Annotated in this window: 18 protein-coding genes; 13 read left to right on the top strand and 5 right to left on the bottom strand. The window is 71.5% G+C overall.

From position 1 onward, the window contains the following. Nucleotides 1-25 precede the first annotated feature (25 nt). The 6 genes from ACZ5K7_RS41865 (at nt 26) to ACZ5K7_RS41840 (ending at nt 8,337) form a co-directional block, all read left to right on the top strand. Nucleotides 26-898, top strand: coding sequence for a hypothetical protein (locus tag ACZ5K7_RS41865; RefSeq protein ID WP_351700566.1), 873 nt, complete (start codon nt 26-28; stop codon nt 896-898). A gap of 143 nt (nt 899-1,041) precedes the next feature. After that, on the top strand, nt 1,042-1,629 hold the full coding sequence (locus tag ACZ5K7_RS41860) for a pyridoxamine 5'-phosphate oxidase family protein (RefSeq protein ID WP_351700563.1): 588 nt from the start codon (nt 1,042-1,044) through the stop codon (nt 1,627-1,629). Nucleotides 1,630-1,632: 3 nt separating this feature from the next. Next, complete coding sequence (locus ACZ5K7_RS41855; protein ID WP_468922553.1) at nt 1,633-2,337, top strand: L,D-transpeptidase family protein; 705 nt, start codon at nt 1,633-1,635, stop codon at nt 2,335-2,337. Between the two features lie 75 nt (nt 2,338-2,412). Beyond that, on the top strand, nt 2,413-7,353 hold the full coding sequence (locus ACZ5K7_RS41850; RefSeq protein WP_468922550.1) for an HD domain-containing protein: 4,941 nt from the start codon (nt 2,413-2,415) through the stop codon (nt 7,351-7,353). Next, on the top strand, nt 7,346-7,729 hold the full coding sequence (locus ACZ5K7_RS41845; RefSeq protein WP_351700555.1) for a hypothetical protein: 384 nt from the start codon (nt 7,346-7,348) through the stop codon (nt 7,727-7,729). Before ACZ5K7_RS41850 ends, ACZ5K7_RS41845 begins: the two co-directional genes overlap by 8 nt. Then, nucleotides 7,726-8,337, top strand: a complete 612-nt coding sequence (locus ACZ5K7_RS41840) for a hypothetical protein (RefSeq protein ID WP_351700552.1) — start codon at nt 7,726-7,728, stop codon at nt 8,335-8,337. The genes ACZ5K7_RS41845 and ACZ5K7_RS41840 overlap by 4 nt, the downstream gene beginning before the upstream one ends. Before the next feature lie 41 nt (nt 8,338-8,378). Here ACZ5K7_RS41840 and ACZ5K7_RS41835 read toward each other — a convergent pair whose 3' ends face one another. Both ACZ5K7_RS41835 and ACZ5K7_RS41830 read right to left on the bottom strand, forming a co-directional pair. Then, nucleotides 8,379-9,863: a HAMP domain-containing sensor histidine kinase gene (locus ACZ5K7_RS41835; RefSeq protein WP_468922546.1), complete on the bottom strand. Its 1,485-nt coding sequence runs from the start codon at nt 9,861-9,863 to the stop codon at nt 8,379-8,381. Then, complete coding sequence (locus tag ACZ5K7_RS41830) at nt 9,860-10,600, bottom strand: response regulator transcription factor (protein ID WP_351700696.1); 741 nt, start codon at nt 10,598-10,600, stop codon at nt 9,860-9,862. The genes ACZ5K7_RS41835 and ACZ5K7_RS41830 overlap by 4 nt, the downstream gene beginning before the upstream one ends. A 152-nt stretch (nt 10,601-10,752) precedes the next feature. On the opposite strand from ACZ5K7_RS41830, the gene ACZ5K7_RS41825 reads away from it, so the two are divergent. From ACZ5K7_RS41825 to ACZ5K7_RS41795, 7 genes are all read left to right on the top strand, one after another. Further along, entirely contained in the window at nt 10,753-12,111 is a 1,359-nt protein-coding gene (locus ACZ5K7_RS41825; RefSeq protein ID WP_468922544.1) for a ferredoxin reductase family protein, read from the top strand. Between the two features lie 10 nt (nt 12,112-12,121). Next, nucleotides 12,122-12,586: an FMN-binding protein gene (locus ACZ5K7_RS41820; protein WP_351700543.1), complete on the top strand. Its 465-nt coding sequence runs from the start codon at nt 12,122-12,124 to the stop codon at nt 12,584-12,586. 59 nt (nt 12,587-12,645) lie between these two features. Continuing rightward, the gene (locus ACZ5K7_RS41815) at nt 12,646-14,028 is read left to right on the top strand and encodes a ferredoxin reductase family protein (protein WP_351700540.1); all 1,383 of its coding nucleotides are present in this window, start codon (nt 12,646-12,648) and stop codon (nt 14,026-14,028) included. A gap of 46 nt (nt 14,029-14,074) precedes the next feature. Beyond that, nucleotides 14,075-14,860, top strand: a complete 786-nt coding sequence (locus tag ACZ5K7_RS41810) for an FMN-binding protein (protein WP_351700537.1) — start codon at nt 14,075-14,077, stop codon at nt 14,858-14,860. Nucleotides 14,861-14,915: 55 nt separating this feature from the next. Further along, entirely contained in the window at nt 14,916-15,656 is a 741-nt protein-coding gene (locus ACZ5K7_RS41805) for an FAD:protein FMN transferase (protein WP_468922610.1), read from the top strand. A 277-nt stretch (nt 15,657-15,933) separates the two neighbouring features. Next, nucleotides 15,934-16,107, top strand: coding sequence for a hypothetical protein (locus tag ACZ5K7_RS41800; RefSeq protein ID WP_468922540.1), 174 nt, complete (start codon nt 15,934-15,936; stop codon nt 16,105-16,107). A gap of 75 nt (nt 16,108-16,182) precedes the next feature. Further along, nucleotides 16,183-17,997, top strand: a complete 1,815-nt coding sequence (locus tag ACZ5K7_RS41795) for an ABC transporter ATP-binding protein (protein ID WP_468922537.1) — start codon at nt 16,183-16,185, stop codon at nt 17,995-17,997. A 51-nt stretch (nt 17,998-18,048) separates the two neighbouring features. Here the strand turns inward: ACZ5K7_RS41795 and ACZ5K7_RS41790 are convergent, their stop codons facing one another. The 3 genes from ACZ5K7_RS41790 to ACZ5K7_RS41780 form a co-directional block, all read right to left on the bottom strand. Then, nucleotides 18,049-18,804: a hypothetical protein gene (locus tag ACZ5K7_RS41790; RefSeq protein ID WP_468922534.1), complete on the bottom strand. Its 756-nt coding sequence runs from the start codon at nt 18,802-18,804 to the stop codon at nt 18,049-18,051. Continuing rightward, nucleotides 18,794-19,381, bottom strand: a complete 588-nt coding sequence (locus ACZ5K7_RS41785; RefSeq protein WP_351700522.1) for an RNA polymerase sigma factor — start codon at nt 19,379-19,381, stop codon at nt 18,794-18,796. Before ACZ5K7_RS41785 ends, ACZ5K7_RS41790 begins: the two co-directional genes overlap by 11 nt. A gap of 109 nt (nt 19,382-19,490) precedes the next feature. Next, nucleotides 19,491-20,036, bottom strand: a complete 546-nt coding sequence (locus ACZ5K7_RS41780) for an arginine repressor (RefSeq protein WP_351700519.1) — start codon at nt 20,034-20,036, stop codon at nt 19,491-19,493. Nucleotides 20,037-20,041 lie beyond the last annotated feature (5 nt).

Genomic DNA, 20,041 nt, shown 5'->3' with positions numbered 1-20,041 from the left:
CCTCTGACCCAAGTGAGGCATCCGCATGTCCAGGGCTCTTCCGAAGTACAACAAGCGTCGTGTCGTGCTGATCGGCGGCGCTGCCGCCGTGGCGCTCTCCGGTGCGGTCATCGCCGGTTCGGCCCTCGCCGGTACGCCCGACAAGAGCAGTGGCACGAGCAACGCGCGCACCCTCGCCGCCTCGCCCGGCACCATCACCTGCCCGGACGTCGCCTCCCAGCTGCCCGCGATCCCGGCCTCCGCGCAGGCCGAGGTCGAGCGCAACCTCACGCTTCTGCAGACGCAGATCCAGGAGGCCAACAAGCGGCTGGTCGACACGGTGGGCCAGGGCGGCCCGAACTTCGTGAACAACGCGATCCTCGGTCCCCTCAAGGACAAGCGCGTGGCGACCGTCAACCGGATCGCGACGGCGATCGGCCGTACGGCCGCCAAGCCGACCGGCCTGGACGCGCTGGCGCCGTGCACCCTGAACGCGAGCGGGACCTCCACGAACACGGGCAGCGGTACGGCGACCGGCGCGGCCTCCGCCACGGCCACGCCGAGCGCGGCGGCCACCCAGCAGCAGTCGACCGGCAGCACCGGCACGAGCACCGGCGGCTCCGCGGTGGGCACGATCACCTGCCCCGACGTCGCCTCGCAGCTGCCGGCGATCCCCGCGTCCGCGCAGGCGGAGGTCGACCGGAACCTCACCCTGCTCCAGACTCAGATCCAGGAGGCCAACAACCGGCTTCAGACCACGGTCGGCCAGGGCGGCCCGAACTTCGTACAGAACGCGATCCTCGGCCCCCTGGCGGACAAGCGGAAGTCGACCATCGACCGGATCGCGATCGCGATCGGCCGTACGTCGGCCAAGCCGGCCGGCCTCGACTCCTTGGCCGCCTGCACGCTCACCAAGTGACGTGACAGGCAGCTGTGGCCGCCCCGTGTACAGCGCCGGCCGGGGCGGCCACAGTGGTGTCCGGAGGGCTGGGGCCCCCGGGGATCGTCCGGATGCCGGAATTGCTTAGACGTGCGAAGTAAACGCGCCGATAATTCCCCGGTATGGGAAAGACCTATGAGCGCATCGACGGCAGGCTCCGCACGTTCATCGAGGAACAGCCCCTGTTCTTCACCGCGACCGCCCCGCTCGCGGGCGACGGCACGGTCAACCTCTCCCCCAAGGGCCTCCAGGGCTCCTTCGTGGTACTCGACGAACACACCCTCGCGTACCTGGACTTCGCCGGCTCCAACGCCGAGACCATCGCCCATCTGCGGGAGAACGGCCGCATCACCCTGATGTGGTGCGCGTTCCAGGGCCCGCCGAACATCGTGCGGGTACACGGGCACGGCGAGGCGGTCTTCCGCGACGACCCCCGCTTCCGGGAACTCCTCACCCGTTTCCCGGACATCGACCCGACCCGGCACGGCCTGCGCGCCATCATCGTCGTGCACGCCGAACTCGTCCGGGACAGCTGCGGCTACGCGGTCCCCTACATGGCGTACGAGGCCGACCGTGACCTGCACGGGAAGCGGTTCGCGCGCGAGGACGACGCCTCGCTGAGCGCGTACTTCGAGAAGAAGGACCACATCGCGGTGAGCCTGGACGGCCTACCCGGGCTGCCGTTGCCGCTGCCGCCGTCTACCGTCTGAGCCATGCGTCCAGGCGTCGTCGTCACCCTTGTCTCCGCGTCCCTGCTGCTGCTCGGTGCGGCGCCGGGGGCCGGGGAACCGCAGCCGCTGCCCGCCCGGATGGCCGACACGGGCGGCGGCGACCAGCTGATCACCGCCGAGGCGTCCGCGCTGAGCTCGACCTCGGGGACCGTGACCTGGTGGGAGCGCCGGGACGGGCAGTGGGCGCAGGTGGGTACGGCCGCCGCACGGTTCGGCGCGAAGGGGCTGGTCGAGGGGGCCGCGCGGCAGCAGGGCACGAACACCACCCCGACGGGGTTGTACGACCTTCCGTTCGGGTTCGGCCTTCAGACGGCGCCGACGGGCACCTCCGTCACGTACCGGCCGGTGACCGCGGATTCCTGGTGGTGCCAGGACAACGACTCGACCTCCTACAACCGTTGGGTCGAGCCGTTGCCGTCCGACTGCCGGGCCGCCGAGGCGGAGAAGTTGTCGTCGTACGGGTCGCAGTACGCGTACGCACTGGTCATCGGGTTCAACTACGAGCGTCCGGTCCGGGGGCACGGGGCCGGGATCTTCCTGCACGTCAACGGGGACGGCGCCACGGCCGGGTGTGTGTCCGTGCCGGTGGACGCGATGCGGGAGATCCTGCGGTGGGTGGATCCGGGAAAGGCGCCGCACATCGCCGTCGGAACGGCGAGTGGGGACACGGCCCTCACGCGGTACTGAGTACCCGGGCGCGCCGCCGTTCGACCCGCCGGTGTCGGTGGCTGGTGACATCATGTCCCTCTGCGGGGAGGGCATATGGAACGAGCGCGCAGGGCGCTGCTGATCGGGGTCGGACGGGCGCCCGCCACCGACGGGCTGTTGGAGCCGCTGGACGAGGTAGTCGAGGCCGACCTGCGGCTGATGTCCTCGGTACTGGACGGGATCGGCTACGAGGTGGAGGTCCTGCCCGACGCGGACCGCGGCCAGATCCAGCGCAGGCTCTACCAGGTCGCGTGCGACGCACCACCCGACAGCACACTGTTGTTGTACTTCACGGGGCACGGCGTCCGGGTCGGAGGCTCCGACTACCTGGTACCCGCCGACGCCGAACCCTCGCCCGAGGGGGGCTGGGAGTGGCCCTACCTGGATTCCCTGCTACCTGCGAACGTCAGTCAGCTGCTGAACAAGTGCCGGGCGGGGACGGTGCTCTGGCTGGTCGACGCCTGCCGTACCGATCTCGGCGACGACGAGGCGGCCTTCGGCAACGCCATCGACAACGGACCCCCGAAAGGCGGGTTCGCCGTGCTGACCGCCTGCTCCACCGGTGAGCACAGCGGGTACTCGGCCGAGGGGAGTTTCTTCACCCGGGGGTTGGCGCACGCACTGGGCCCGTTGACGTCGGCGCGGACCGTCGAGGAGGTCTTCGAGCTGGCCCGGGGCCGTACGGCCGCTGCCGCGCGTCGGCACGGACTGAGCCAAACGGCTCTGATCCGCTACGGCACCAACGGCGAGGCGGCGACCCGGGAGACGGCCATCTGCGAGGGCCGGCCGCTGCTGGAGACCTGGCTGCGGGCGGTGCGGGCGACGCCGTTGTGGGACCTGGTCCGCCCGGAGGACCAGGCTTCGGTGCCCGGATTCCAGGAGCACGTGGCCGCCTTGGTGGAGCGGTGTGCCCGGATGCTGCATCTGGCGCAGGGCAGGCTTTTCCGTCCCGATCCGTGGTCGGACGAGGCGTTCCCGGTCCGGCTGGTCGAGAAACGGCTGCCGCTGGTGCTGCCGGAGACTCGGCAGCTGTCCGCGATGGAAGTGGCGTTCCTCGTCGTGGCGCCGTTCCTGTGGGAAGCGGCCTGGGCCGACCGGCTCAGCCAGGCAGTCGATGTCGATCCGTACCGAACGGACCGGCAGCCGGAAGCCGAGGCCCACCGCAGGCACTTCGAGCAGGTCTGCGACCAGCACGCACGCATCGTGCGCAAGGTGGACCAGTGCCGGGCTCGCGATCGGACAGAGGACGAGACCGCGGTCGTGATGTGGCTGGTGCACCGCTGGATCGCCGACCGTTTCGAGACGGACGACGAGCCCATGCCGGTCAGCCTGGCCAAGACGTTCGCCGGTGACCTGGGAGTGGCCTCGGACCGGGTGCACGAGGTGGCCGAGCTGCTGTGCGCGGTGGCCTCGGCCATCGGCTTCGACGAACTGCCCGACGGCGTCGTGGCGTCCGGCCGGGTGTCGGTCAAGGCGGTGCTGCCGGCCGGCCCCCAGCCCCTGCGGATACGCCCGCTGGCCGCACTGCTGCGGCTGGCGGCCGTCCTGTCCGTCGACGTCCGGACGTTCCCCGAGATCCTGGCGGAACATCTGGCCGTGACAGATCCGGTCCTGCCCGAGCACGTCACGGTCGTCGCGCATGGCCTGAGCTGGGAGCGAGAGGACTCGGCGCTCCATCTGGACGCGCCCTGCCCGCATCAGGCGGTGCACGCCGCGCTCGCCGAGGTCGTGGAGGAGGCGGACCAGCTCGTCACCCGCATCCGCGACCGGGCCGTCGAACTGCCGGGCCCAGAGGCGGACCTTCTGACGGACGTGCCGAAACGAGTGACCGCACGTGCGCTGCGCCCGGCGCGGACCAGTGGCCGGCACAAGCCGTACGAAGTGCCGCTGCTGCGCTTCCATCTCGCCCAGGCAGAGGTACGGGAGCTGCTCATGGGCGAGCAGCTGTACGGCGGTGACCCGACCCTTGCACTGCGCGAGCTCTACCAGAACGCCATGGACGCCTGCCGGTACCGGGCCATGCGCTGGACCTATCTCACGAGCAGCGGTGCCCGTCCCGTCAAGTGGAACGGGCAGATCACCTTCACTCAGGGCGAGGACGAGCGGGGGCGGTACGTCGAGTGCCGGGACAACGGCGTGGGCATGAGCGAAGAACTGCTCACCCATACGTTCACCCGGGCCGGCAGCCGGTTCGAGCGGTCGAAGTCATTTCGCCGGGAGCAGTCGCGCTGGCTGCGGCACGACCGCAGTCTCCGGCTCTACCCCAACAGCCGCTTCGGCATCGGTGTGTTCAGCTACTTCATGCTCGCCGACGAGATGACGATCGTGACCCGGCAGGTCAGCCCGGAGGGCATCCCCGCCGAGCACGCCCTGCGCGTCGACATCCCGAGCAGCGGAAGCCTCTTCCGGATCCGGCACCACACCGGACCGGACGACGGACTGGCGGAGGGCGGTACCCGCGTACGGCTCTATCTGCGGGAGGGCGCGGCGACCGCCGGGCTGTCGTGCACTCGGGTGCTGCGGGGTCTGGTGCGCGTCAGCGAGTTCCGGGTGTCCGCGGTGGACGGAGACGGGGTCGGGCACCGGTGGGAGCCCGGGGTGCTCCAGTCGTTGTCTGCGCACTCCGTACAGGATTCGGTGCGGGCGATTCCCAGGGTGCTGTGGTGGGTCGCCGGAGAGGGAGCCATTCTCTGTGACGGCGTGATGACGAACCAGAAGCCGTTCGGGTACGTGCTGAACCTGTCCGGTCCGTACGCGGGCAAGCTCAGTGTCAGCCGTACGCAGCTTCAGGACTACGACCACGGCTGGGCCGAAAAACAGTGGCGGTCCGGGGCCGAGGTGCTGTCGCGGTGGCCCGGTCTGACGACGACGTGGACAGCGATGCTTGAGCAGCGGAGTCTCCACGCAGCACAGGCACTGGACGAAGAATGGCGCGGCAAGGATGTCAGGGTGGCCAGGACAGCGGGCCACCCGCTGTCCCTGGACGACACAGGCTGGTTCTACCTCGATCGGCAGATGGACACCGCCAACCCGGGCAGCCGCGCCATCCATCGGATCCAGCCGTGGCGCCTGGCCGTACTGGGCGGCCCCACGGGCCTCGGCCACGCGGCACCGCCGCAGAGCCTCACCGGCCACCCGGTGCCGTCCCCCGGGGACGCACGTCTGGTCGAGGAGAGCCTCGGCTCCTGGCCCGGCTTCGTCGCCTACTCGGCGGAGAACAAGATCCCCCTTGCCGCCCTGCTGCGCCGGGCTCGCCGGCTGCGCATCGCGGACCCGAGTCTCTCGCCACCCCCCGCCCTCGATGACACGGTACTGGCATGGATTCCGACGGAATCGGACGCCGCTCTGGTCCAGGCTTTGGACGCTCGGCCGGCGAGGCGCGAGACTGCCCTCGCCCCCGATGCGCTCAGCGCCATCGTTCTGGCATCGCAAAAGCACGGCATACCGCTGGGCGAGCTGGTCCAGTCGCTGACTCGGCTGGCGCCGCTGCATGGCCTGGCGATTCCCTCGCCACCCGAGCACCACGTGGACCGCATCTGCACCGAAGCCGATATCCGTCGCCTGTTCTCGACCACGAATCAGCCCCTTCGGTCCAGGGTGTCCGGTCCCGGCAGCATCCGTCTGCACTGCCATCTCACCGGAATCCCCGTGTCCGAGGTGTTGGACTCTCTCTCCGAGTTCAGCTGGCTGGGCTGGACGGCCCCTTCGCCTTCGGACATGGCCTCCCTTCCGGAACTGGACGAGGAATCCAAGGACACCCTTAACCACCTGCACGACTGGGCCGAAGAAGGAAGGCTCCAGCTGGGCTGGGCCGCCACCATCTACATCGCCGGGACGCTTCAGATCCCGCTGGCCGACGCGGAGCGGCGCGTCGGCAAAGTCGCCGAAGCGCTCGGCAGAGCTCATGAACCGCACTATGGCGACGGCTGTGTCGAGGGTTCGTTGGTGCCTTCTTCGGACACCGCCCGATTCGTCGAATACCTGACGCAGCACATCGGGGTCGTCATGGAGGACGGGATCGATCCGGACGACCTGGGCTTCGCCATGACGGACAGCCAGGTCCCAGGCGACCACATCGACACCCTGAACACCATGGGCGTCCCGCTTCCCAGCAACCATCGGCTCATCCAACTGTGGCGCACCTTGAATCTGCGCAGCCGGTACGTGCTCTCGGGGAAGAACGCGTCGGACGACGAGACCGACTACCCCGCGCCGCGGCTCACTTCGGACGGGCTGCTCAATGCTGCCCGGCATCTTCAGGAACCGCTCGACGAAGTGTGGAAGATCGCCTCGGAGCACGCCCCCACCTTCGGCTTCGAGGTGCCGCCGCTGCCGGCCGCTCTTGCCGACCGTCGACCCACCTGGGAACTCTGCTCCACCCTCTGTGATTTCGGTGAACCCGGTTACATCGCGGCCCCGCGTTGGAGACGGCTCTCCCCGTCGGCGCTGGCCGAGTACGCCAGTGCCCTCAGCACCGGTCCGGCGACCGCCTACGAGAAGCTCGGCGAGTTCCGCGCTCTCGGCGCGCTCGTGCCCGAACTGACGGTGGAAGAACTGGCCGATTTCCCCGACGACGTCCCGGACGACTGGGATCTCGTCGCCCTCTCCACGGGGCAGCGTCTCGCCGACCCCGACTCTGCCTACACCGCCCTCGAACTCGTCAGCATCGCCGCACGCCTCGGTGAACGGGTCTCCGAGACGGCATGCCGGATCAGGCCGTACCTCCCCCTGCTCCCCACCCGGAGTGAGCTGCCCGCCGCCCCGGACATCGTCCCCTGCTGGCAGGACCTCACCCTGCTCGCGCGACACTTCGACGGCAGACTCCCCTCGGTCGAAGGAGACGTGCCGGCACGCCATGTCGCGCTCGCCGCTGCGGCCACCGGTGAGGACGAGGCATGGATCACCGGCCGACTGCGGCTGTACGCGGAGATGTTCAACCTGAACCTTCCCGACAACGGGGACAAGAGCGAGAGTGAGAGTTGCGCGGATGACTGACCCCTCCGGCCCCGGTCACGACTTCGGCCTCGCCTACGCCGAGGAAGACCTCGGCCAGGCGGCCGCTCCCTTTGCCCACAGCCCCTCCGCCGACGGGCACGGCGTCGTGGTCGAGGGCGAATGCCCGCGGTGCCATGGGCGGACGTCTACCGAGTACCGGCACGGCGCGCCGGGAACCGGGACCAAGGGCCTGCGCTCCTGGCTCGCCGGCAAGCAGCCCGAGCCCGACCCCTCCGAGGACGCCGGCCTGCTGATCCGGGGAACCCACTTCTGCGAGTGCGGGCATCCGCATCCGAACCTTCCGCAGGACGCCCCCTTCACAGGATGCGGAGCGAGTTGGCGCATCGGCGTACTGAACGCGGGCGCGACCGGATGAGCGCCCAGTCCGACCGGCGCTGGGCGCAGCTGGCGCGCGAGTTGGAGTTCTCCGAGCTGAGCGAGCTCAGGAAGCAGGCGGAGGGCTGGCGCAATGGTCTGACCGGGCTCACCGCGTTGCTCGCGGTCCTGGTGACGCTGAAGGGGCGGGACGATCTGTCCCAGCTTCCCTCCGCCGCGCGGAACACCGCCGCGGCGCTGCTCGGTACGGCGTTCCTGTCCCTGGCCGTCGGCTCGGTGCTGGCGGTGCGGGCCGCCCATGGGCGACCGGGCAGCCGGGTGCTGCTCACCGGGCAGGTGCTGCGTGGGTGGACCGAGCAGGAGGTGGTCCGGGTCACCGGGGCGCTGCGGCAGGCCTCGGTGTGCTGTGTCACGGGGATCCTTCTGGTGTGCGGCGCGGTCGTCGTCGCCTGGGCGACCACCGAGTCGCCGCCGGATCATCTGGTGCGAGTGGTGACGACGACCGGTGAGCGGTGTGGCGAGTTTCTGGGCGAGGGTTCAGGTGGACTGGTGTTGCGGACGGAGGACGACAAGCGGACGGTGTTGTCCGAGAAGGCGGTGGTATCCGTTCTGCCGGTTGAGGCGTGCGGGCCGGGCGACACCCCGTAGCGAGGAGCCGCGGGTCGATACGGCCCTGCACCCCAGGTGTGTCACCTGAGCGGGAGCCCGACCGTGAACGTCGTCGATCCCTCGATGCTTTCCATGGCGACCGTCCCCCGGTGCGCCTCCACCACCGCCGCCACGATCGACAGGCCCAGGCCCGCTCCCCCGCCGGAGACGTCCGCGCGGCGGCGGTGTTCCGCTCTCGTGAAGCGTTCGAAGACGCCGGACCGGATGTCCCTCGGGATGCCGGGGCCGTCGTCGTGGACCTGAAGGGCCGCCCGGGCGCCGTCCGTCTCCAGCGTCACCGTCACCTGCGTGCCCGCAGGGGTGTGCAGACGGGCGTTGGCCAGCAGGTTGGCCAGCACCTGTTGCAGGCGGTGCGTGTCGCCGGTCACCGTCACCGGTTCCTCGGGGAGGTCCAGGGTCCAGCGGTGGTCGGGACCCGTGGCTCGCGCGTCCGTGACCGCGTCCAGGATCAGGTGGGTGAGGTCCACCGGGTGGCGTTCCAGCGGGCGGCCCGCGTCCAGGCGGGCCAGCAGGAGGAGGTCGTCGACCATCTCGCCCATCCGGGCGGACTCGGCGGCGATGCGTTCCAGGGCCCTGGTGATCTCGGGGGGCAGCGGGCCCGGGTGCAGCAGTGCCAGTTCCGCGTGCCCGCGGACCGAGGCGACCGGGGTGCGCAGCTCGTGGCTGGCGTCGGCGGCGAAGGAGCGGAGACGTTCCTCGCTGGCGTGGCGTTTCGTCAGCGCGTCCTCGACGTGGCCCAGCATGCGGTTGAAGGCGGTGGCCACCCGGCCGACCTCGCTGCGGGGGTCGGATTCGGGGGCGCGGGGCGGCAGGGCCACCTCGCCGCTGGCGAGCGGGAGTTCGCTGACCCGGGTGGCCGTCGCCGCGACCCGGCTCAGCGGGCGCAGGGACCAGCGGACCCAGAGGGCGCCGGCCACCCCGGCCACGGCCAGGCCCAGGCCGAAGACCGCGGCGCAGACCAGTTCCAGGCGGTGCACGGTGGCCCGTACCGGCTCCAGGGGCAGGCCGGTGATCAGGACGTCGCCGTCCCGGCCCGTCCAGGCCAGCAACCGGTAGTCGCCGATCGAGGAGAGGTGAACCGTGTGGCCGCGTCCGTCCACCGGCAGTTCGGCGAGGGCCGAGCGATCGCGGGCGCTGAGGCCGACGGTCAGGTCCGGGTCGGCTCCGGAGGGGACGACGGCCGCGTTGGTGACCCGGCCCTTCAGCAGGCGGGCGCCGAAGGTGCCGGCGGCCTGGCGGCGGGTGTCGCCGTGCTCGTCGCCGTCCCGGTCGCTGGGCTTGAACTTGCCGCCGTGTTCGAGGGACTGCGGGAAGCTCGGGCCGGTCTGCTGGAGCTGCTGGTCCAGGCGGCCGGTGAGGAAGCCGTCCAGTTCGACCACGGCCGCGACGCCCACGGCCGCGCAGCTCAGCGCGAGCAGGACGACCAGGCCCGCGGTGAGGCGGGCGCGGAGGGTGCGCAGGCGGGGCAGGCGCCGTAGCCGCGGTAGCCGTCGTACGGGACTCACCTGGTCACCGGCTTGAGGACGTAGCCCGCGCCGCGGACCGTGTGGATCATCGGCTCGCGGCCCGCGTCCACCTTCTTGCGCAGGTAGGAGATGTACAGCTCGACGACGTGGGCGCGGCCGCCGAAGTCGTACGACCACACCCGGTCCAGGATCTGTGCCTTGCTGAGGACGCGGCGCGGGTTGCGCATCAGGAAGCGGAGAAGTTCGAACTCGGTCGGGGAGAGCTCGATCAGCTCGCCGGCCCGGGTCACCTCGCGGGCCTCCTCGTCCATGGCCAGGTCGCCGACGACCAGCCGGGGGCCGTCCTCCTGCTGGCGGGCCATGCCGGCGCGGCGCAGCAGGCCGCGCAGCCGGGCGATGACCTCCTCCAGGCTGAAGGGCTTGGTCACGTAGTCGTCGCCGCCCGCGGTGATGCCGGCGATGCGGTCCTCGACGGCGTCCCGGGCGGTGAGGAAGAGCACACAGACGTCCGGCTTGACCTGGTGCAGCGAGCGGAGCACCGCGAAGCCGTCGGTGTCCGGCAGCAGCACGTCGAGGACCACCGCGTCCGGCAGCAGCTCCCGGGCCGCGGCCAGGGCGGACGCGCCGTCGCCGGCCGCGCGGACCTCCCAGCCCTCGTAACGCAGGGCGCCGGTGAGCACCTCCGCCAGGTCGGGGTCGTCGTCGACGACGAGGACGCGGAGCGGGGTGCCGTCGGGGCGGGTGAGGGCGGGGCGGCCGGAGCGGGTGGTGTTCATGGCGTCTACCAGCATCGCCCCTCCTGGTGGCGAGCGGTGACCCGCGGCCCTCTGAGTTTGCTCTGAGTCGGCTCAGCACGGTGGTCACTGAGAGGTCGCTCAGAGGTTCGGGCTGCACAGTGGCGGCACCGAACGGAGAAAGGACCCGACTCATGACGACCGTGGACGAACGGCGTACGGCCTCGGCCGTGCCCGCCGTGGCCACGCGCCGCTCCCCGGCCGCCGCCGTGCTCGCCGTGCTGTGGGCCGGGGCGGCCGCCGTGTTCGTGCTGTGGTGGTCGGACACCGGCTCGGTCGTCGGCGCGGCCGGCTGGCTGACCGGGGCCGGGCGGATGGCCGGGCTGCTGTGCGGGTACGCCTGCGCGGTCCTCGTCGGCCTGATGGCCCGGGTGCCGCTGCTGGAGGTGCGGGTCGGCTCGGACCGGGTCGCCCGCTGGCATGCGACGGCCGGCCGGTACACCGTCTGTCTGCTGGTCGCGCACATCGTGCTGATCCTCACCGGGTACGCGGCCCAGGACCACGCCTCGATCGTCCACGAGACGTTGAACGTCGTCCTGGACTACCCCGACATGCTGAAGGCGACCGCCGGCACGGTGATCCTCTTCACCGTCGGCATCACCTCGATGCGCGCGGCACGCCGGCGTACCAGCTACGAGTTCTGGTACTACGTCCACCTGCTCACCTACGCCGCCGTCTTCCTCGCCTTCTTCCACCAGCTGACGCTGGGCAACGACTTCAACGGCAAGCCGGTCGCCACCGCCTTCTGGTACGCGCTGTACCTGGGGGTCGCGGCCCTGGTGGTGTGGTTCCGGGTGCTGGCGCCGGTGCGGCTCAACCTCCGGCACCGACTGCGGGTGGAGTCCGTGGGGCAGGAGGCGCCGGGCGTGTACTCGGTCGTGGTGCGGGGCCGGCGGATCGGTGAACTGGGCGCGCGGGCGGGACAGTTCTTCCGCTGGCGGTTCTTCGGCGGCGACGGCATGGGCTGGACGTCGACTCCGTACTCGCTCTCGGCGCCGCCGCGGGGCGACCTGCTGCGGATCACCGTCAAGGCGCTCGGCGACCACAGCGCGGCCGTGTCGCTGCTGCGGCCCGGCACCCGGGTGTGGGCGGAGGGGCCGTACGGTTCGCTCACCGCCGACCGGGCCACCGGTCACCGGTCCCTGCTGATCGCGGCCGGCGTCGGGGTCACCCCGCTGCGGGCGCTCTTCGAGACGCTGCCCGGCGAGGTCACGCTGCTCTACCGGGCCCGGACGGCCGAGGATCTGGCGCTGGGCGGCGAACTGGAGGCGATCGCGCGGTGGCGCGGGGCCCGGGTGCTCTATGCCCTCAACGGTCCGCGCGGCGAACGCCCCGCCCTCACCGCGGAGTCGCTGCGGGCCACCTTCCCCGACCTCGCCGGGCACGACGTGTACGTCTGCGGCCCGCACGGCTTCGCCCAGGAGCTGTACGGCGCGCTGCGCGCCGCCGGTGTGCCCGATCGCCGTATTCACCACGAGTCCTTCGAGCTGTGAGGCCCCTGCCGTGCATCCGCTGAACAAGAACCGGCCGCTGCGGCGCATCATGCTGGCGAGCGCCGCCACCGTCTCCGGGATGGTGCTGCTGCTGGCGCTGAAGCCGCACACCGCCCCGACCGTGGTCACGGACTCGGCGCCCCCCGCGCCGTCGAGCAGCGCGAGCGCCGCGTCCGGCGGGTCGGGCAGCAGTACCGGTACCAGGACAGTCACCGGGGACACCGTGCAGACCCGCTGGGGCCCCGTCCAGGTGCGGGTGACCGTCAAGAGCGGGAAGATCACCGACGTCACGGCGCTCCAGTACCCGCAGGACAACCCCCGGGACCAGCAGATCAACAGCTACGCCCTGCCGCAGCTGCGCAGCGAGGCGCTGGCGGCACAGAGCGCGAGCATCGACACCGTCTCCGGGGCCACCTACACCAGCGAGGGTTACCAGCAGTCGCTCCAGTCCGCGCTGGACTCCGCGGGTCTCTGAACACTCAGGCTGTAAGGCACGTATCTGTGGGCCAAGGGTCAAGTCCCTACGGAGGAACCGTGACCACCACGCTCGCAGGCGGACGTGCCGCCCGCCGCCAGACGATGCGCCGCATCCGCCCGCGCCGCTCCCCGGCCGTACCGCTGCTGCTCGCCGTATGGGCGGGGGCGGCGGCCGTGCTGTGGCTGTGGTGGCACAACACCCCGTCCATCGCCGACCAGAACGGCAAGATCCTCAACGCGGGCCGGATCACCGGGCTGTTGGCCGGATACCTGATGGCACTCGTCGTGCTGCAGATGGCCCGGGTGCCGGCGCTGGAGCGGCGGGTCGGCTCCGACCGCGTCGCCCGCTGGCACGCGATGAGCGGCCGCTACACCCTCTGCCTGGTCTTCGCGCACGTCTTCCTCATCATGTGGGGCTATGCCCTGCAGGCCGGCAAGACGCTGAACGACATCGTCCAGCAGACCATCGACTCCGTGAACCAGCTTCCCGACATGGGCAAGGCGGCCATCGGCACCGGCCTGTTCGTGGTCATCGGCCTCACGTCGATCGGCCCGGTCCGGCGCAGGATGCCGTACGACACCTGGTACCACGTGCACCTGCTCACGTACGCGGCGGTGTTCCTGACCTTCTGGCACCAGATCACCACCGGCAACGACTTCGCCCTCACGCCGATGGCCAAGACGTTCTGGTACGGCCTGTACGGCGCCGTCACCGCGCTGGTCGTGTGGTACCGGATCTTCACCCCGATCCGGCTCAACCTGCGGCACCGGATGCGGGTCGAGGCGGTCATCGAGGAGACGCCGGGCATCGTGTCGGTGTTGATCGGCGGGCGCAAGCTGCACCGGATGGGCGCGGAGGCCGGCCAGTTCTTCCGCTGGCGGTTCATGGCGCCCGGGATGCGGTTCAGCTCGCACCCGTACTCGCTGTCGGCGGCACCCCGTCCCGACATGCTGCGGATCACCGTCAAGGCGATCGGCGACCACAGCGCGCGGCTGCGCGAACTGCGGCCCGGGACCAGGGTGTGGGCCGAAGGGCCGTACGGGGCGATGACCGCGTCCCGGCGCAGCCGCGGCAAGGTCCTGCTGGTGGCGGGCGGTGTCGGGATCACGCCCATGCGCGCGCTGTTCGAGACGCTGCCCGGCGCCGCCGGCGACCTGACCCTGCTCTACCGTGCCAACACCACGCAGGACCTGGCGCTCTGGGACGAGCTGGCCAAGATCGCCAACGAGCGCGGGGCCCGGCTGATGTACGCGGTCAACAGCCCGGAGGGCGAACGGCCGGACATCTCCGCGGAGAACCTCCAGCGGAAGATCCCGGACATCGACAACCACGACGTCTTCATGTGCGGCCCGCCCGGGTTCGCGCAGGGCGTGTACGAAGCACTGCGCGGCGCGGGAGTTCCCGCCCGCCGCATCCATCACGAGTCGTTCGAGATGTGAGCGACGGGACCACACGGGAATCCAGGGAATCGGGAGTTCGGAAACGATGAGGAAGAGTCACCCCATCAGGCGTGTGGTGCTGGCCACCGCGGCGACCGTGTCCGGTGTCGTGCTGCTGCTGTCGCTGAAGCCGTCGTCCGACCCGGCGTCCGCGGCGGCGGGCGCGGCCCCGTCGGCCGCGGCGGCGGGACAGGAGTCGCCGCAGGGCGGCACCGGGGCCGCCGGCGCCACCACCGTCACCGGTGACGCGACCCAGACCCAGTACGGGGTCGTGCAGGTGCGGCTGACCGTCGCAGGCGGCAAGATCACGCAGGCCGAGGCGGTCCAGGCCCCCAAGGGCGGCACCAGCGACCAGAAGACCGCGCTGTCGGTGCCGCAGCTGAACAAGGAGACGGTGGCGGCGCAGAGCGCGAACATCGACTCGGTCTCCGGCGCGACCTACACCAGCACCGGGTACAAGCAGTCCCTGCAGTCGGCGCTGGACAAGATGAAGGAGACGGCGGGCGCGACCGGCTCCTCGTCGGGTACCTCGGGATCCTCCGGTTCCGCGCAGGCGCAGGCCAAGACGGTGACCGGGCAGGTCGCGCAGACCCAGTACGGGCCGGTCCAGGTCCGGATCACCGTCGCCGGCGGGAAGATCACCAAGGCGGAGGCCGTGCAGGCGCCCAGCGGCGGCACCAGCGACCAGAAGACGGCGCTGTCCGTACCGAAGCTCAACCAGGAGGCGGTGGCGGCCGGGAACGCGAACATCGACTCGGTCTCCGGGGCCACCTACACCAGCACCGGCTACAAGCAGTCCCTGCAGTCGGCGCTGGACCAGGCCGGTGGCTGAGGCGGTGGCCGAGTCCGCGCAGGCTCCGGCGGCGGTACGGCACGCGGAGGAGGTCATGGGGACCGTCTTCTCCTTCGACGTCCGCGGCGGGGATCCGGACGCCGTACGGGCGGCCCTGGACGAGGCGGTCGCCGGGCTGCACCGGGTCGACGAGGTGTTCAGCACCTACCGCGAGAACAGCCAGGTGTCCCGGCTGGCACGGGAGGAGACCGCCCTCGCCGAGTGCGACCCCGAGGTGGCCGAGGTGCTGGAGCTCGCTGCCGAGGCGGAACGGGTGAGCGACGGCTGGTTCAGCACCCGCTACCGGGGCAGCCTGGACCCCACCGGCATCGTCAAGGGCTGGTCCGTCGAGCGGGCGGCGCGGGCGCTGGCGCGGGTGGCCGGGGTGACCGGGGTGAGCGTGAACGGGGGCGGCGACGTCCAGATGTTCGGCGCGCCCGAGCCCACGCGGGCCTGGCGGGTGGGGATCGCCGATCCGCTCAGGCCGGGCGGACTGGCCGCGGTGATCACGGCGGCGGGGGTGGACGAGCTGGCGGTGGCCACGTCCGGTACGGCGGAGCGGGGCGCCCATATCGTCGACCCGCGGACCGGGAAGTCGGCGGTGACGGACCTGGTGGCGGTGACGGTGGTCGGCCCCCGTCTGACCTGGGCGGACTGCTGGGCCACAGCGGCGTTCGCGATGGGGTCGCGGGCGGGGTTGGCGTGGCTGGAGTCCCTGCCGGACGTCGAGGCCCTGCTGATCACGGCCGGCGACGAGGTGCGGTGCACCGGGGGGCTGGCGGCGCGTCTGGGCTGAGGTGGGGGGTAGGGACGCTCACCGGAGCTTGCCGGGTGCCGCCGCGCCCACCCGTGCCGCCCTGCGGCACGCCTGCCCGCGGCTGAGGTAGCTGAGAAAGGGGGCGGCTGGGCAGCGCCCCGTAGGGGCGCGGAGAACTGAGCGACCAGCCACGAACCACCCGCAGCCGCCGACACTCGGACTCTGCCGCGACGTATTTCAGATTCGTCCCGTAAAACGCCATCCCAACGCCCCTCCCGGCCGTACCCCCTGTGAAGCAAGTTTCGGGAGGAACACCATGGCTGTCTTCAGCAACCTCATGCCGTTCAACCATCGGGACCGCGACCGCGACCACAACGACCGGCACGGCCACGACCACGGGCACGACCACGATCGCGACCGCCACGACCGCCACGACCACCACGGTCACCGGCACGACCACGGCGACCGGCACGGGCACGACCGCTACTGACCACACCTGAAGGCGGAGCGGACCGGAAACGGGTCAGCCGGTCCGCTCCGCCGGCGGTTTCCGAGAATCCCTGTCATGGCGCACGTGCTACGGCGTCTGCTGCCGGCCGGCGATCCCTCCGGCACCGTGGTCGCGGCCGCTCCCGCGGTGTCCCCGCGCGAGGTGTTCCGGCGGTTCTGGCGGTACACCCGCGGTGGCCGCCGCTGGCTGGTGCCCGTCGTCCTGCTGAGCCTGACCGCCCCGGTCGTGGACGCGGCGGAACTCTGGCTGTTCAAGACCGTCGTGGACGACGTGCTGGTACCTCGGGATCTGCGGCCGTTCCTGTGGGTCGCACCGGCCTATCTCGGTCTCGTCGTCTGCTCCGGCGTGCTGGGCTACGCCGACGACGTGACGTCCACCTGGGTCGGCGAACGCTTCCTGCTGTCGCTGCGCTCCGATGTCTTCCGGCACGTCCAGGGGCTGTCGCTCGGCTTCTTCGAGCGCCGGCGGCTCGGGGACGTGCTCTCCCGGGTCACGGGCGACGTCGACGCGGTGGAGACGTTCCTGCTCTCGGGCGTGGCGGACGCCCTGTACTACGTGATCCGCCTCGGTGTCTTCGTCGGTCTGCTGTTCTATCTGCGCTGGGACCTGACCCTGCTCGCCCTCGTCATCGTGCCGCTGTTCTGGGGGTCCGCCCGGCACTTCTCCCGGCTGATCAAGGAGGCGTCGCGGGAGCGCAGGCGTCGCGGCGGCTCGCTCAGCGCGATCGCCGAGGAGTCGCTGGGCAACGTGGTACTGGTGCAGGCGTACAACCGGCAGGGCTGGGAGGCACGCCGGTTCGACCGGGAGAACGTCGGCAGGTTCCGGGCGGCGATGGCCTCGGCACGGATCCGTGCGGTGTACGGACCCGTCGTCGAGTTCATCGAGGTGGCGGGCGGCCTCGCGGTGCTGGGCCTCGGCACGTGGAAGCTGGCGGAGGGCCAGCTCACCCTCGGCGGACTGCTGGTGTTCCTCGCCCTGATCGGCAAGCTGTACAGCCCGGTGCACGGCCTGTCCGGGCTCGGCACCACCTTCTACGCGGCCTCCGCCTCGGCGGAACGGATCATCGAACTGCTGGACCAGCGCCCCCAGGTGACCGAGGCGCCGGGGGCCCGGCGGATCAACCGGGCGCGGGGTGCCGTGGAGTTCGACGGGGTGTGGTTCCGCTATCCCGGTACGGCGGCCTGGGCGCTGTCGGACGTGTCCTTCGAGGTGGCGCCCGGTCAGACGCTGGCGCTGGTAGGGGCGAGCGGGGCGGGCAAGTCCACGCTCGCGAAGCTGCAGTTGCGGTTCTACGACCCCGACCGGGGCGCGGTCCGGCTGGACGGGACCGACCTGCGCGAGTTCAGCCTGTCGGACGTGCGGGAGAGCATCGCGGTGGTGTTGCAGGAAACGCTCGTCTTCCACGGCACCGTGCGGGACAACATCGCCTACGGCCGGCCGGCGGCCACGGAGGCGGAGATCATTGCGGCGGCGCGGGCCGCGGACGCCCACGAGTTCGTCGAGCGGCTTCCGGAGGGCTACGACACGCTCGTCGGCCAGCGCGGCCGGACGCTCTCCGGCGGCCAGTGCCAGCGGCTGGCGATCGCCCGGGCGATGATCCGGGACGCGCCGGTGCTGCTTCTGGACGAACCGACCGCCGGGCTCGACGTCCGCTCGGGCCGGCGGATCATGGACCCGCTGCGCCGGCTGATGGCCGGGCGGACGACCGTCGTCATCTCGCACAATCTGCTGACCGTCCGCGACGCCACCCGCATCGTGGTGCTCGACCGCGGCCGGGTCGTCGAGGACGGCTCCCACGCGGATCTGCTGGGACGGGAGGGGACATACGCCCGGCTGCACCGGCTGAGCGCGGGCGCCGCCCTGCCATGAACCTCGGGGACCTGAACGCGGGCGCCGCCCTGCCGTCCCCAAGCGGGCGGTTCACGTCTGCGGGGCCACCACTGTGCCCTTCTGCAGCTCGGCGGTGGCCAGGACGGCGCCGGCGGGAGAGGTCAGACGGGCGCCGGTGTACTTGGTGAGGTCGACGGGTACCGCCACGCCCCAGTTGCCGCGTCCGGCCCGCAGCGGGAACTCGCCGACCCTGGCGGTGCCGCCGTCGGCGCGTTCGAGGAGGCAGGTGACCTTGCCGGTGTACGGAGTGCCGGTGAGGGCGACGGACACGAAGATCCAGGCGGGGCTGCCGGGGTGGGCGTAGACCTCGCCGACGGGCTGCCCCCCGCCGGCCGGAATCATGTCCCCGACCAGTACGGGCTCGGACTCGACGGCGGGCGGCGCCGAGGCGGTGACCTCCTGGACGGCGGTGCCGACCGCCCAGCCGGCGAATCCGACGGCGACGGCGAGGGCGGCGGCGACCGCCGCGAGCCGCAGCCGGGCCCGCCGGGCGTGGCTGCGCCAGTCCCGGGGGGCGCGGGCGGCGGCTCGCTGCCCTTCGGGTCCCGCCGCCTGCTCGGTGAGACTGCGCGCCACCCGGGCCTCGAAGCCGGGCGGCGGCTCGCGCTCCGGCAGCAGGCCGATCAACCGGTCGCCGATCCCGGTCAGTTGGCGTACGTACTCCCGGCAGTCCGCGCACCGGTCCAGATGGGCGACGGCCTCGGCCCGCTCGCGGCCGGGCAGTACGCCCAGCGCCAGTTCGGCGCCGACCTCCCGCAGCTTCTCGCAGTGCGCGTCACTGGACATGGTCGCCTCGCTTCGGAGACGCGAGTGCGGTGCGGAGTTTCGCCATCGCCGCTCTGATCCGCGTCTTGGCGGTGCCCAGCGGGATCTGCTCCGCGTCGGCGATCTGCTGGGCGGTCATGCCGTAGATGCCTGCCATGGTCAGGGCCCTGGCCTGCTCCCGCGGCAGCCGCGCCAGTGCGGCCCGGAGCTGGGTGGAGGCCTCGTCGGCCAGCGCCCACTGCTCGGGGGTCTCGGTGACGGCTTCGAGGAGGGGGTCGAGGCCCTCGGGTGCCATCGGTTCCGTCCGCCGGGCGCGGACGGCGTCGACGGCGAGGTTGTGCGCGATGGTCGTCAGCCAGGTCGCGACCGAGCCGCGGCGCGAGTCGTAGATCTGGGCATGCCGCCAGGCACGCTCGAACGTCTGCTGGGCGACGTCCTCGGCGAGCTGCAGGTCCCCGGTGACGGCCATGGCGACTCCGAAGACCCGGTGCTGGAACCTCCGTACGAAGATCACAGCGAGGTCCGGATCTCCGGTGGCCAGCCCGGACAGCAGAGCCTCGTCCGGGAGGCGGCCGATGGGGAACCGGAATCCCGACACACCTCTGTATACGTTCGACGGCCGCCAGGGGATTGCTCTCCCGCCTGTCCGCCCGCCGCGGAAGATCACATGTCCATTGTCCGTCGGCGGGCCGGGCCCCGCACGCGGGTCAGTGGCCGTTCTGGGCCAGGCGCAGCAGGTGGTCCGCGAGGGCCTGGCCGCCGGTCGGGTCGCGGCTGATCAGGAGCAACGTGTCGTCACCGGCGATCGTCCCCAGGATGTCCTGCAGCTCCGCCTGGTCGATCGCCGACGCGAGGAACTGCGCCGCCCCCGGCGGGGTCCGCAGGACGACCAGGTTCGCCGACGCCTCCGCGGAGATCAGGAGTTCCTGGGAGAGGCGTCGCATCCGCTCCTCCTTCGCCGACCCTCCCAGCGGCGCGCGCGGGGTACGGAAACCCCCCTCGCTCGGTACCGCGTAGATCAGTTCCCCGTCGGTGTTGCGGATCTTCACCGCGTTCAGCTCGTCGAGGTCCCGGGAGAGCGTCGCCTGGGTGACCGTCAGCCCGTCGTCGGCGAGCAGCTTCGCGAGCTGGCTCTGCGACCGCACCGGCTGCCGGTTGAGGATGTCCACGATCCGGCGGTGCCGGGCGGTCCGGGTCTGCGGTACCGCGGGCCCCGCCCCGCCGGACTGGTCGAACTCCTGCGCCTGGCTCATCGTCG

Source organism: Streptomyces sp. NPDC031497, from assembly GCF_055580905.1.
Note: the sequence above shows the minus strand (reverse complement) of the source record. Positions and strands in the feature narration are given on the sequence as shown.